The following is a 12,550-nucleotide window of genomic DNA, read 5'->3' on the forward strand; positions in this document are numbered from 1 at the left end:
CGCATGCCCGACATCCTGGTGCTCTACTACAGCCGCAACGGTTCGGTCGCGCAGCTGGCCCGGCAGGTCGCGCGCGGGATCGGCGAAGTGCCGGGCATGCAGGCGCGGCTGCGCACCGTTCCGCCGGTGGCGGTGGTGACCCGCACCGCGGAGCCGCCGGTGCCCGACAGCGGCGCGCCCTACGTGGAGGCAGCGGACCTGGACGAATGCGCCGGCCTGCTGCTCGGCAGTCCCACGCGCTTCGGCAACATGGCCGCGCCGCTCAAGCACTTCCTCGACGGGCTCGGCGCGCAGTGGGCCAGCGGCACCCTGGTCGGCAAGCCTGCCGGGGTGTTCACGTCCACGGCCTCGATGCATGGCGGCCAGGAGTCGACCCTGCTGTCGATGATGCTGCCGTTGCTGCACCACGGCTGCGTGATCGCCGGCATTCCCTTCACCGAGCCGCTGTTGAGCACCACCCGCGGCGGCGGCACGCCCTATGGCGCCAGCCACGTCGCCGGGCAGGCGGACGAGCCCACGCCGACCGACGAGGAAGCCACGCTTGCGCGTGCGCTGGGCCGCCGGATCGCGACCCTGGCCGGGAAGCTGGCCTGATGTCCGCGCGCCCGCCCAGGCGCCTGCTCGCCGCGCTGCTGCTGATGCAGGCGGCGCTGTACGCGCTCTGGTTCCGCGACGACCGCCACCTGGTCGCCGCGCTGCTCGTGTTCGTGCTGCCGCCGGTGCTGCTGGCCATCGGCGCGCTGGCCGGCAGCGCGCGCGCCGCGTTCTGGGCCGGCGTGCTGGCGCTGCTGCTGTTCTGCCACGGGGTGATGACCGCATGGGCCGACCCGGCGCAGCGCGGCCTGGCCCTGGCCGCAACCGCACTGTCGGTGCTGGTGGTGTTCGCATCGAGCTGGAGCGGCCTGCGCGCGCGTTTCGGACGGCGCGGCTGAACGCCGCCATGCGCCCTTGTTCCACTTGAAGAGCCTGCGCCAGCCGCAGGCAGGAGTACCCGCAATGGAAGAACTGCTGATCGTCACCACCGGTGGCACGATCGACAAGATCTACTTCGACGACAAGTCCGACTACCAGGTCGGCGACCCGCAGATCGGGCGCATCCTCGAGGAACTCGGGGTGGCGTTCCGCTTCCGCGTGATCCCGATCCTGCGCAAGGACTCGCTGCACATCAGCGACGCGGACCGTGAGCTGGTGCGCGCCACCATTGCCGCGCAGCCGGCGCGCCACGTACTGGTGACCCACGGCACCGATTCGATGGTCGAGACCGCGCGCGTGCTGTCCTCGATCCCCGGCAAGACCATCGTGCTCACAGGCGCGCTCAACCCGGCGCGCTTCCGTGGATCGGATGCGGAGTTCAACATCGGCACGGCGGTCGGCGCGGTGCAGAGCCTGCCGCCTGGCGTCTACATCGCCATGAACGGGCGGATCTGGGATCCGGCCAAGGTGCGCAAGAACGTCGACGCCAACCGCTTCGAAGCGGCGGGCTGAAGCGGACCGACCTCAGTCGCCGTCGCGCATGGGCATCGTTGGCTGCGGCCCGATGCCCATCATCCGGTCCACCTCGACATACTCGACGTCCGGATCGCGGGCCAACGCCTGCATCAACGCTTCGGCCGCCCTTCGGTCCAGCGGCGGGTCCACCGTGAACACGTCGGCGCCCACGGCCAGCCGCCGCTGCCACCGCGGCACGGGCGCCGGCGACGACCGGACCTGGGCAGCCGCCCTGGCCAGGCGGCCGGGCACGCTGTCGCGGTCGCGCGCGGGTACGCTGCCGTCGCGGTAGCGCACGATGAAGCGCTGGAACGGACCTTCGCCCTGCAGCCGGTGACCTGCCATCGTGTCCTCTCCCGTTGCCGTCGCGCACGCCGCCAACAGCAGGGCGGGCAGCACGAGCGGCATGAGCGGCCGTCGCAGCGGGTGGGTCATCGTGGCCATCCTCGTCGGCAGTATGCGCGCCATCATGTGCCGGCAGGGGTTTGCGCCGGATGAATCGCGACCGGCCAGGCGGCCGCCGGACAGACAGGAACCCCGGCCTGCGCCGGGGTTCCTGGTCGCGCCGCAAGGGGCTCCGCGACGCGGAGCCCCCGGTTGCCTCAGAAGGTGATGCTCCAGCGGTTGAGCGTGCCGGTGTCGGCGCCCGCATTGTCGGACACGTGCAGGCGCCACGTGCCGTTCTTCGGCTCGCTGGACAGGTCGACGGTGTAGGTCGCCTCGATGTTGTCGGTGCTGCCGCCGGTGCGGTTGTGCAGCACGTAGGACGAGCCATCGGGCGCACGCAGGGTGACGATGAGGTCGCCGATCCAGGTGTGGGTGATGTTGACGTACACCTCGGTCGTCGACGACGCGTTGCCGCTGGCGCCGGACACCGTGATCGGGCTCTCCACGCCCGTCGCGCTGTTGTCCGGGATCGGATACGCGGTGTTGTTGCCGTACGTCTCGCTCAAGCCGTGCGTGGCCACCAGGCGCACGCCCGAGTACGCGGTCTCGCCGCGGACCAGCACGTAGTACACGCCCGGCTCCGGATCGGCGATGACGATGGTCTCGTTGTTGCCCGGGCGGGTAGAGCGCCAGTCGTACTCGGTGGCGGTCGGCACGTCATCGTGGCTCACGTACAGCGAGACGTTGCCGGTGCCGCTGTAGGTGCGGAAGCTCAGCGGGCCGGTGCCGTTCTCCGGCACCTCCAGGCGGTACAGGGTGTCGCTGCCGGCGGCACCGGAGATCACGCCGACCTCGCCGTTGACCAGCTCGATCGCGTCGGGCGTCGCCTCCACTGCCACCGTGGCGGTGTGCGTGTCGGTGTTGCCGTCGGCGTCGGTCACCGTGAGTGTCACGGTGTAGCTGCCGTCCGCCGCGTAGCTGTGGACCGGGTTCTCGTCGGTCGAGCTGTTGCCGTCGCCGAAGTCCCAGGCATGGTCCAGCGTCGCGCCGTCGTCGGTCGAGGTGCTGGTGAAGCTCACCGTCAGTTCGTCGGCGGCCCAGGTGAACCCGGCCACGGGGAGGGTGGGGTCGGTCGGGGTGGAATCCAGGCCGTCGATGAACTCGGCCCCGGTGCCCAGCGGGTCGAGCCAGTTGCTCAGGCGGGTGCCGTCGCTGCCGCCGCCGCTCCAGGAGGTGTACACGCGGCCGTACCAGTCCACGTGCTGCTCGGGACCACTGGTCGAGCACGAGGCGTAGCCGCCGTGCAGCTGGCCGATCACCCGGCCATCGGGGCTGTACAGCGGCGAACCCGACGAGCCGCCCTCGGTGGTGCCGGGCTGGTTCCAGTACACGTACAGGTGGTTGGTGCCGGAGGCGCCGAGGTAGCCCTCGATGCGCAGCGGGTTGCTCGAATGGGTGATGCGCTTTTCGGCCACGCGCGGATGGTGGATGCCGGTGGCGCCCGGGAAGGTCACGTCGCGGCGGTCCCAGCCCGACCAGTAGAGGTTGAATTCCTCATTGGCGGGCGTGTCGAGCTCGAGCAGGGTGAAGTCCGAACCCGACCAGGTGGCGACGGGGGTCGCGCCGGTCTGGTTCTGGGCCAGGCTGCCGTCGCCGTTCTGGCCGCTCTCCGCGCTGCCCGGGGTGCGGCAGTAGGAGTTCTGGTAGTTCCAGTACACCACGATGCTGGCCGCGGCGTCGGGGGTACCCATGCTGCAGTGGTGCGCGGTGAGGAAGTACATGCGCTGGTCGTTGGCGGTGTTGTTCACCAGCGAACCGGAGCAGTAGAAGGTGCCGAAGCGCGAGTACGCACCGACCGAACGGATCTGGTCGCGCCAGCCGTCGCCTTCCGGGCAGGCCACGTCGATATTGCAGCTGCCCGAGATGCCCTGCGGCTGCACCAGCCCGCGAGCCAGCCGGTCGAAGCCGACGTAGTCGTGGTTCACGCTGGTCAGCCGCAGCCGCAGCTCACCCGCGCGCGCCTTGGGCACTGCGACCTCGATCACCGCGTGGTCGCCCGGCACCACCGGCGTCCACAGCCGGCCATGGGCCTTGTTGTCGGCGCTGGTGAAGGTCCGGATCAGGTCCTGGCTGGCATTGCTGCGCAGGCCGGCCGGATAGACCAGCATGTGCCCGCCTTCGGGCATGTGGTACTCGCTGAAGCCGAAGTTGAGGGTCAGCGCGTCCTTCGACTGCACGCGCAGCCGCCAGACCAGCATGTCGCCCGCCTCGTCCCAGTCGCCTGCCGTGGCGGGCGTGATGTCGACCGCAAGCGGAGCCGCGAACCTCACGGGGGCATTGGCGAGCTTGGCGGAGCGACGGGCATCCTCCGCCCGCAGCCGCGCAACGTCGACGCCGGGCAGGCTCTTCACCTCGACGGTGTGTTCCGCGGGCAGCCTGTGATTGAACGCTGCTGGCCGCGCATCGCCGGCAGCGGCCTGCGCCGCCCCCGCCGCCAGTAGTCCCGCGATGATCCAACCGGTGAACCGTTTCATTCCTTCGACTCCTCTTGCGGTGGGCTTCGCCCCGATAAGGAAAGACGGCACGCCGGTCGTCCGGCGTGCCGTCCTGTCACCCTGCCTTGCGGTGGTGCATGCGCTGGTGCATCAGAACGTGATGCTCCAGCTGTTGATGTAGCCGGTGTCGCTGCCGGCGCGGTCGCTTGCGCGCAATCTCCAGGTGCCGTTGAGTGGCTCGCTCGAGAGGTTGAGCGTGTACGTGGCGTTGATGTTGTCGGCGCTGCCGCCGCTGCGGTTGCTGAGGCTGTAGGCCGACCCGTCCGGTGCCACCAGGTCGACGACCAGGTCGCCGCGATAGGTGTGCACGATGTTCACCGCGACGGGCACGCTGCTGCCGGCGTTGCCGCTGCGTCCGGACACGGTGATCGGGCTGCTGACGCCCGTGGCGTTGTTGTCCGGGATGCTGTAGTCGGCGCCATTGCTGTAGGTCTGGCTGCCCCCGCCTCCGCCCGCGCCGTAGCTGCCCACCAGGCTCACGCCGGAGAACGTGCTGTAGGCCCGCAGCGAGACGTGGTAGGTGCCTGCCTGCGGTGTGGCGAAGCTGCAGGTTTCGGCGTTCCCGGAGCGGTACGGCCGGCAGTCGTAGGCGCTGGTGGTGGGCTGGCTGCCGAAACGCACGTACAGGTCGGCGTCGCCACTGCCGCCGGAGCTGGCGATGCTGAGGTTCGACGCGCCGGCCGGCACGTTGATCGTGTAGTGCAGCCAGTTGCCGCTGCTGGCCGACAGGCCGGTCGCCGGCACGCCGTTCTGCAGCACGTTGCCACTGCCGCCCCCGCTGCTGACCGTCACGGACTGGGTGCGGGTATTGCTGGCGCCGTCGTCGTCGGTCACGGTCAGCGAGACGCTGTAGGTGCCGGCCGCGGCATAGGTCTTCGATGGATTGGCCGCCGTCGAGCTGGTGCCGTCGCCGAAGTTCCAGCTGCGCGAGGCGATCGAGCCGTCGCTGTCGGTCGAGGTGTCGGTGAACTGCACGCTCAGGCCGTTGATCGACGAGGTGAAGCCCGCGCTCGGAGGCGCGTTTCCACCGCCGCCGACCGCGTCGACCGCGGCGCGCGCATTCACGATGCCGGCGCCGATCGGCTGCGACGGCGTCGACGGGAATGCGCGAGCACTGCTCTTCAACACGGCCTCGACCTGCGCGGGTGTCAACGGCGTGGACGCCGCCGACTGCATCAGTGCGACCACGCCCGCCACGTGGGGAGCGGCCATCGACGTACCGTTGTAGCTGGCATAGCTGGGCGACCCCGGCCCCTGGGTGCCGGTATTGAGCGTGGACAGGATCGACGAACCGGGTGCCGAGACGTCGATCAGCGCGCCGTAGTTGGAAAAGCTCGAGCGCGCCCCGGTGCTGGTGTTGGACGCGACCGCGACCACGTTGCTGCAGTTGGCCGGCGAAAAACCGGAGACGTTGGCGTTGCTGTTTCCCGCCGCGATCACCACCGTGGTGCCGCGGCCGACCGCACCGTTGATCGCGCTCTGCATCGCACTACCGCAACTGCCGCTGCCGCCCAGGCTGAGATTGATCACCTCCGCAGGGTTGGCGTTGGCAGGCACGCCGCTGACGCTGCCGCCGGATGCCCAGATGACGGCATCGGCGATGTCCGAATCGTAGCCTCCCCCGCGGCCCAGCACGCGCACCGGCACCACCTTGGCGTTGTACGCGGTGCCCGCGACGCCGACGCCGTTGTTGGTCACCGCCGCGACCGTGCCCGCCACGTGCGTACCGTGCCAGCTGGAGGGATCTCCGCCGTAGAAGTCGCCCGGGTCGCTGGGGTCGGAGTCGCGCCCGTTGCCGTCGCCGCCCACCGTGGCGTTGGACACGAAGTCGTATCCCGGCAGGATGTTGGCGTTGAGGTCGGGGTGGCTGGTGATGCCGGTATCGAGGACCGCGACGACCGTTCCCGCGCCACTGGTGATGTCCCAGGCCTCGGTGGCGCGGATGCCGCCCGCGCCGGTCCCGAAGCCGTACTGCTGTCCGAACTGCGGATCGTTGGGGGTCAACGCGATGCGGTTGATCTTGTCGACCTCGACGTACTCGACATTGGGATCGGCCGCGAGCTGGCGCATCAGGGTCTCGGCATCGATGCGGTCGAGCTTGCGGCTGGCCCGGACCACGTCGGCACCGATCGCCATGCGACGATGGTGGACCAGGTCCAGGCGAGCGCCGCGCGGATCGCCGCGCAGCGCCTGCGCGCCGCTGACGACGGACGCCGCAGCCAGGTCAAGCCCGCGGCCAATCGCAGCCGGGTTGGCCGCCTCGGGCGTCCCTGTCCTGTACTTGACGATGAACTGGTCGAACGCGGTGTCGGACTGCAGTCCGCTCAGCTCGACGCGGCCTGCGAAGGCCGGAGCCGCGGCGACGGCGGACAGGGCGAGCGCGGTCGCGGCCGCGAGCGCATGCAGGCGCATCTGGCGCCTGGAGTAATGCTTCATCTGGATGACCCCCGCAAAAGGAGCAAGCCGCCTCGGCGGCGAAATGCCGGCAGGCACGGGGGCACACAAATGGACGAGCCGTGGAACATCCCTGTGTCCTCGCGTCAGTCGGACCTGATGCGAACTGACAAAATCCGTCCGCAAACTGACGCTACACGACAGCTGAACGCTACCGCAACGGGATGACGAGAATCAGTTGCATGTGAAATAGTGACTTTCGTCACATATCCCACATGTCGAGCGCTGTCTCGGCGCTACAGCATCCCGGTCTCGAGGCGCGCGGCCTCGGACATCATGGTCTGGTTCCACGGCGGATCGAACACCAGTTCGACGTCCGCCTCCTCCACCGTGGGGATCAGCTCGAGCTTGCTGCGCACGTCCTCGACCAGGATGTCGCCCATGCCGCAGCCGGGCGCGGTCAGGGTCATCTTCACGTCGACCGCGCGCCTGCCCTCGCCCAGCGCGCGCACGTCGGCCTCGTAGACCAGGCCCAGGTCGACGACGTTGATCGGAATCTCCGGGTCGAAGCAGGTGCGCAGCTGCTTCCACACGAGCTGCTCGACCGCCGAATCGTCGGCCCCCTCGGGCAGCTCCAGCGGCTCCGGCGGCTCCTTGCCGATGGCGTCGGCGTCCTTGCCCGCGATGCGGAACAGGTTGCCTTCGACGAACACCGTCCAGCTGCCGCCGAGCGCCTGGGTGATGTAGCCGACGCTGCCGGCGGGCAGGGTCACCTGCTCGCCCTGCGGCACCAGGACGGCATCGCTGTCGCGCTCGAAGCGCACCGGTTCACTGCTGCGGGAATACATGCGGGGAAGATGGGGCCGGCGGCCCGGAGTGCAATGCGCCATTGTACCGGCGCCGGACCGGTATCCTGTGCGGCCGCCCGCAACGCAGCCTTCCGATGCCGCCATCGCGCCGCCCCGTGCAGCCCGCCCTCGCCGTCGCACTGCTGGCCCTGGCCAGCCTCGGCGTGGCCGCGATCTGGGTGCTGCTGGCGATGCGGCTGGACCGCCAGTGCAGCTGGATGGCCGTGGTCGCGGCGCTGGATGCCGCCCTGGTGCTGCGCCTGCTGCGGGTACGTCCTGGCCCGATGCGCGCGGCCTGGGGCGTGCTGGCGACCGCGGTCGCGATCCTCGCCGCCAACTGGGCGATCGTGGCCAGCTGGCTCGGGCGTTACCTGGGCCTGCTGCCCTGGGAGTCGATGCTGAGGCTGGGCCCCGAACTGGGCACGCTGCTGGTCCGGCTGTCCAACAGCCCGGGCGACCTGGCCTGGCTGGCGGCGGCGCTGCTGGCCGCCGCCGTGGCATCGCGCTGACCGGGCTCAGTGCCCGCCGTCGAGCGCCTTGAGTTCGCTCACCAGCGCATTGGCCATCTCGGCCCCGTCGCCATAGAGCATGCGCGTGTTGTCGGCATAGAACAGCGCGTTCTCGATGCCGGCGAAGCCGGTGCCCCTGCCGCGCTTGATCACGATGGTGTGCCTGGATTCCACCACGTCGAGGATCGGCATGCCGTAGATCGGCGAGGCCGGATCGGTCTTCGCCACCGGGTTGACCACGTCGTTGGCGCCGATCACCAGCGACACGTCGGTGTTGGCGAACTCCGGGTTGATGTCGTCCATGTCCGCGATCAGGTCGTAGGGCACGCCGGCCTCGGCCAGGAGCACGTTCATGTGGCCGGGCATGCGGCCCGCGACCGGATGGATGGCGAACTTCACCTTGACCCCGCGCTCGATCAGCCGCTGGGTCAGCTCCCAGATCTTGTGCTGCGCCTGCGCCACGGCCATGCCATAGCCCGGCACGATCACCACCCGCTCGGCGAAGGCCATCATCGCCGCCACGTCGGCAGCCTCGATCGGCTTCTGGCTGCCGGCGATCTCCGCGGCTTCGCCGCTCGCGCCACCGAAGTTGGAGAACAGCACGCTGCCGATCGAGCGGTTCATGGCCTTGGCCATCAGCCGGGTCAGCAGGATGCCGGCCGCGCCGACCATCATGCCGGCGATGATCAGCGCCTCGTTGCCCAGCACGTAACCCTCGAACGCCACCGCCAGGCCGGTCAGCGCGTTGTACAGGGAGATCACCACCGGCATGTCGGCGCCACCGATGGGCAGCGTCATCAGCACCCCCAGCGCCAGCGCGGCGACGAAGAACGCGATGATCCAGTGCACGCCCAGCGACCACACGACCAGCCCGCCCAGCACCACCGTGACCAGCGCCACCAGTGCATTGAACGCCTGCATGCCCGGGAAGGCGTAGCGCTTGTCCATGCGTCCGTCGAGCTTGGCCCAGGCGATGATCGAACCCGACAGCGCGACCGACCCGATCAGCGCGCCCAGCACCGCGAGCCCGAGCGGGACGGGGGCGGAGGCCTGCCCGGCCTGCGCCCAGCGCAGCAGTTCCACCGCGCCAATCGCCGCCGCCGAACCTCCGCCCAGGCCGTTGTACAGCGCGACCATTTGCGGCATGTCGGTGATCGCCACCTTCTTGCCGGAAATCCACGCCAGTGCGGTGCCGATGGCGACCGCGGCCAGGATCAGCGGGACGTTGTGCAGGTCGGGCAGGAAGAAGGTGGCGACCGTGGCGATCACCATGCCCACGCCCGCCCAGCGGATGCCGCTGCGCGCGGTCATCGGCGAGGCCATGCGCTGCAGGCCGAGCAGGAACAGGGTGGCGGCAACCAGGTAGCTGGCCTTGACCACGAGGTCGACGATGTCCGCCCCGCTCATGCGCCGGTCCCCGGCTTCTTCGAGGACTTGAACATCTCCAGCATGCGCTCGGTCACCACGTAACCGCCGGCCGCGTTGCCCGCGCCCATCAGCACCGCCAGGAAACCGATCGCCTTCTCCAGCGTGGTGTCGGCATGCCCGAGCACCACCATCGCCCCGATCAGCACGATGCCGTGGATGAAGTTGCTGCCCGACATCAGCGGCGTGTGCAGGATCACCGGGACCCGCGAGATGATCACGTGGCCGGCGATGGCCGCCAGCATGAAGATGTACAAGGCCACGAACCCGTCGATCATCCCGTCCCCCGGACCGCTGCGTGAGTCCGCATCATAACCGCGGCTGAACCCGCCTGGCGGCGGTCAACCGGGCCGCTCCCGGCGCGTTCCCCTGCCTGCACCCGCAGCGAGCGCAGCACCGGACGATGGATGGCGGATACCCCGTGAGGCGAGATTCCCCGGCCCCCGAGGCGCCCGAAGGCGGGGCAGCGGTTAGGCTGGCCGTCGTGGACAGTCCCGCCCCATCCCCTGCCCCGCCCGCCGCGACGCTGGAACAGTTCCTGGCGTCGGTGTCGACCCGCGCCTTCCGTTTCGCCGAACTCGGCCTGCGCCATCGCGAGGACGCGCTGGACGCGGTGCAGGACGCGATGGCCAGGATGCTCGGCTATCGCGACCGCGCGCCGGAGGAATGGACGCCGTTGTTCTGGTCGGTCCTGCGCAGCCGGATCATCGACCTGCAGCGCCGGCGCACGTTCCGGCTCAAGTGGATGAGCGATGCGCGCGATCCCGACGGCGAGGAGATCGACTGGGCGGACGAGTCCACCCCCGACCCCTCGCGCACGCACGACGGGCGCGAGGCCTGGAGCCGGCTGGCCACCGCGCTGCGCGGCCTGCCGGCGCGGCAACGCGAAGCCTTCAGCCTGCGGGTGCTGGAGGAACTGGATGTCGAGGCGACCGCACGCGTGATGGGCTGCAGCGAGGGATCGGTGAAAACCCACCTGTTCCGCGCCCGCGAGGCCCTGCAGAAACAACTGGAGGAATTCCGATGACCACCCCCGATCCCGGCCACGACCGGCTGGACCAGGTCGCGCGCGCCGCACATGCGGACGCGCTGGCGCACGTGTCCGCCGCCACCATGGCCCGGCTGCACCGCCGGCGGCATGCCGCGCTCGAGGTGCCGGGCAGGCGCTGGCGCTGGCGAATGCCCGCGGCGGCGTTCGCCTCGCTGCTGGTAGTCGCGGCGGGGCTGGGCGTCGGCCTGCGCACCGCGGGCGACCCGCCGGTCGCGCCCGAGGCGCCGATGGTCGCCGCCGCCAGCCCGGAGACCGGCATCGAAACCGTGCTGGACGAACTCGACCAGACCCCCGACTTCTACGTCTGGCTCGCCTCCGGCGAAGCCGACCTGATCGCGATGGAGTGAACCATGTCGCCGCGTAACCGCCTGCTTGCCCTCGTCCTCGCCCTGGCGCCGCTGGTCGCCATCGCGCAGCCGCAGACCACCCCCCTGCCCGCCTGGGACCAGCTCACCGCCGAGCAGCGCGAACTGCTGCTGGCGCCCGTACGCGAGCGCTGGAACCGCAGCGAACCCGAGCGCCGTGCGCACATGCTCGAGCATGCGCGTCGCTGGCAGTCGATGACTCCCGAACAGCGCGAGCACGCCCGCCACGGCATGAAGCGCTGGCGCAGCCTGCCGCCGGAACAGCGCCAGAACGCGCGCGCGCTGTTCGAGCACACCCGCGGCATGCCCGAGGGCGAGCGCAAGGCGCTGCTCGAGCGCTGGAAGGCGATGACGCCCGAACAGCGCAAGGCCTGGGTCGAGGCGCATCCGCCGCCGCGGGAGGATCGCCCGCGCTGAGCGGACGCGGCCGCCTCAGGCGGCGCCGCGCTCCGGCCAGACGGTCCTGGCCAGCAGCTCGTCGTCCCAGTCGAACGCCAGCGCGCCGTCCCTAAGCAGCAGGGACACGAAGTTGTAGACGTTGCGGGCGTACATCTCGCTGGCGTGCAGTGCGCCCTGGCTGGCGAGATCGAGCGGGCCGGCGATGGTCACGCCGCCGCTGTCGATGGTTTCGCCGCGACGGGTCAGCTCGCAGTTGCCGCCGGTCTCGGCGGCGAGATCGACGATCACGCTGCCGGGCTTCATGCCGGCCACCATCTGCGCGCTGACGATCTTCGGCGCCGGCCGCCCGGGCACGGCCGCGGTGCAGACGATCACGTCGATGCCGCGCAGGTGCTCGCCCAGGCGCTGCTGCTGCAGCGCGCGCTCCTCGTCGGTGAGCTGCCGTGCGTAGCCGCCCTCTCCCGCCGCGCTGACGCCGAGGTCGAGGAAGCGGCCGCCCAGCGATTCGATCTGCTCGCGCGTCTCCGGACGCACGTCGAAGCATTCGACCTGCGCGCCCAGGCGCCTGGCCGTTGCGACGGCCTGGAGACCCGCCACGCCGGCGCCGACCACCAGCACCTTGGACGGCCGGATCGTACCGGCGGCCGTGGTCAGCATCGGGAAATAGCGCGGCGCCAGCTGAGCGGCGATCAGCACCGCCTTGTAGCCGGCGATGCCGGCCTGCGAACTGAGGATGTCCATGGCCTGGGCGCGCGTGGTCCGCGGCAGGCGCTCGAGCGGGAAGGCGACCACCCCCGCATCGCGGATCGCCGCGCCTCGCGCCTCGTCCGCCTGCGGCTGCAGCGCGCCGACCAGGACCGCGCCCGGCTTCAGCCGCGCGATCGCGTCCGACGGAGGCGGCTGCACGCACAGCACCACGTCCGCGCCCTCGACGACATCGCCGTCGAGCACCGCGGCCCCGGCATCGGCATAGGCCTGGTCGGGGAAGTGCGCCAGCGCGCCCAGCCCCCGCTCCACTCGCACCGTGGCGCCCGCGGCCACCAGCTTTTTCGCGGTCTCCGGCGTCAACGCCACCCGCCGCTCGCCCGGCGCGCTCTCGCGCGCGACCGCAATGATCACCGTCATGCAT

The 12,550-nt window shown here is 70.5% G+C and carries 14 protein-coding genes; 7 read left to right on the top strand and 7 right to left on the bottom strand.

The genetic code is table 11. The features are described 5' to 3' along the window. The first annotated feature begins 3 nt into the window (after window positions 1-3). The 3 genes from wrbA (at window position 4) to ACFQ2D_RS15480 (ending at window position 1,485) form a co-directional block, all read left to right on the top strand. Window positions 4-594: an NAD(P)H:quinone oxidoreductase gene (wrbA, locus tag ACFQ2D_RS15470; protein WP_280942896.1), complete on the top strand. Its 591-nt coding sequence runs from the start codon at window positions 4-6 to the stop codon at window positions 592-594. Continuing rightward, window positions 594-932 carry a DUF2069 domain-containing protein gene (locus tag ACFQ2D_RS15475; RefSeq protein WP_280942895.1) on the top strand — a complete coding sequence of 113 codons (339 nt, stop codon included), beginning with the start codon at window positions 594-596 and terminating at the stop codon, window positions 930-932. Before wrbA ends, ACFQ2D_RS15475 begins: the two co-directional genes overlap by 1 nt. A 64-nt stretch (window positions 933-996) precedes the next feature. Next, window positions 997-1,485, top strand: coding sequence for an asparaginase domain-containing protein (locus ACFQ2D_RS15480; protein WP_280942894.1), 489 nt, complete (start codon window positions 997-999; stop codon window positions 1,483-1,485). Between the two features lie 12 nt (window positions 1,486-1,497). Here ACFQ2D_RS15480 and ACFQ2D_RS15485 read toward each other — a convergent pair whose 3' ends face one another. The 4 genes from ACFQ2D_RS15485 to sufT form a co-directional block, all read right to left on the bottom strand. After that, a complete protein-coding gene (locus tag ACFQ2D_RS15485; RefSeq protein WP_280942893.1) occupies window positions 1,498-1,923 on the bottom strand; it encodes a hypothetical protein in 426 nt (141 codons plus the stop codon). Between the two features lie 167 nt (window positions 1,924-2,090). Then, window positions 2,091-4,205: a proprotein convertase P-domain-containing protein gene (locus tag ACFQ2D_RS15490; protein ID WP_386795704.1), complete on the bottom strand. Its 2,115-nt coding sequence runs from the start codon at window positions 4,203-4,205 to the stop codon at window positions 2,091-2,093. Between the two features lie 315 nt (window positions 4,206-4,520). Beyond that, on the bottom strand, window positions 4,521-6,866 hold the full coding sequence (locus tag ACFQ2D_RS15495; protein WP_386795705.1) for a S8 family serine peptidase: 2,346 nt from the start codon (window positions 6,864-6,866) through the stop codon (window positions 4,521-4,523). Between the two features lie 254 nt (window positions 6,867-7,120). Continuing rightward, on the bottom strand, window positions 7,121-7,672 hold the full coding sequence (gene sufT / locus ACFQ2D_RS15500) for a putative Fe-S cluster assembly protein SufT (protein WP_280942891.1): 552 nt from the start codon (window positions 7,670-7,672) through the stop codon (window positions 7,121-7,123). 95 nt (window positions 7,673-7,767) lie between these two features. On the opposite strand from sufT, the gene ACFQ2D_RS15505 reads away from it, so the two are divergent. Beyond that, on the top strand, window positions 7,768-8,181 hold the full coding sequence (locus ACFQ2D_RS15505) for a hypothetical protein (protein WP_280942890.1): 414 nt from the start codon (window positions 7,768-7,770) through the stop codon (window positions 8,179-8,181). 6 nt (window positions 8,182-8,187) lie between these two features. Here ACFQ2D_RS15505 and ACFQ2D_RS15510 read toward each other — a convergent pair whose 3' ends face one another. After that, a complete protein-coding gene (locus tag ACFQ2D_RS15510) occupies window positions 8,188-9,588 on the bottom strand; it encodes an NAD(P)(+) transhydrogenase (Re/Si-specific) subunit beta (protein WP_280942889.1) in 1,401 nt (466 codons plus the stop codon). Beyond that, window positions 9,585-9,884 carry an NAD(P) transhydrogenase subunit alpha gene (locus ACFQ2D_RS15515; RefSeq protein ID WP_280942888.1) on the bottom strand — a complete coding sequence of 100 codons (300 nt, stop codon included), beginning with the start codon at window positions 9,882-9,884 and terminating at the stop codon, window positions 9,585-9,587. Before ACFQ2D_RS15515 ends, ACFQ2D_RS15510 begins: the two co-directional genes overlap by 4 nt. A gap of 206 nt (window positions 9,885-10,090) precedes the next feature. Between ACFQ2D_RS15515 and ACFQ2D_RS15520 the strand changes: the two genes are divergently transcribed. Genes ACFQ2D_RS15520 through ACFQ2D_RS15530 form a run of 3 tightly spaced genes read left to right on the top strand, consistent with a single transcriptional unit; the run spans window position 10,091 to window position 11,439 of the window. Beyond that, on the top strand, window positions 10,091-10,633 hold the full coding sequence (locus ACFQ2D_RS15520; protein WP_386795706.1) for an RNA polymerase sigma factor: 543 nt from the start codon (window positions 10,091-10,093) through the stop codon (window positions 10,631-10,633). Further along, a complete protein-coding gene (locus ACFQ2D_RS15525) occupies window positions 10,630-11,004 on the top strand; it encodes a hypothetical protein (protein WP_280942887.1) in 375 nt (124 codons plus the stop codon). Before ACFQ2D_RS15520 ends, ACFQ2D_RS15525 begins: the two co-directional genes overlap by 4 nt. 3 nt (window positions 11,005-11,007) lie before the next feature. Continuing rightward, on the top strand, window positions 11,008-11,439 hold the full coding sequence (locus ACFQ2D_RS15530; RefSeq protein WP_280942886.1) for a DUF3106 domain-containing protein: 432 nt from the start codon (window positions 11,008-11,010) through the stop codon (window positions 11,437-11,439). 15 nt (window positions 11,440-11,454) lie between these two features. On the opposite strand, the gene ACFQ2D_RS15535 is transcribed toward ACFQ2D_RS15530, so the two are convergent. Next, a complete protein-coding gene (locus ACFQ2D_RS15535; protein ID WP_280942885.1) occupies window positions 11,455-12,546 on the bottom strand; it encodes an NAD(P) transhydrogenase subunit alpha in 1,092 nt (363 codons plus the stop codon). Window positions 12,547-12,550: the final 4 nt, after the last annotated feature.

It is taken from the genome of Luteimonas composti, assembly GCF_042678665.1.
Taxonomy (GTDB): Bacteria; Pseudomonadota; Gammaproteobacteria; order Xanthomonadales; family Xanthomonadaceae; genus Luteimonas; species Luteimonas composti.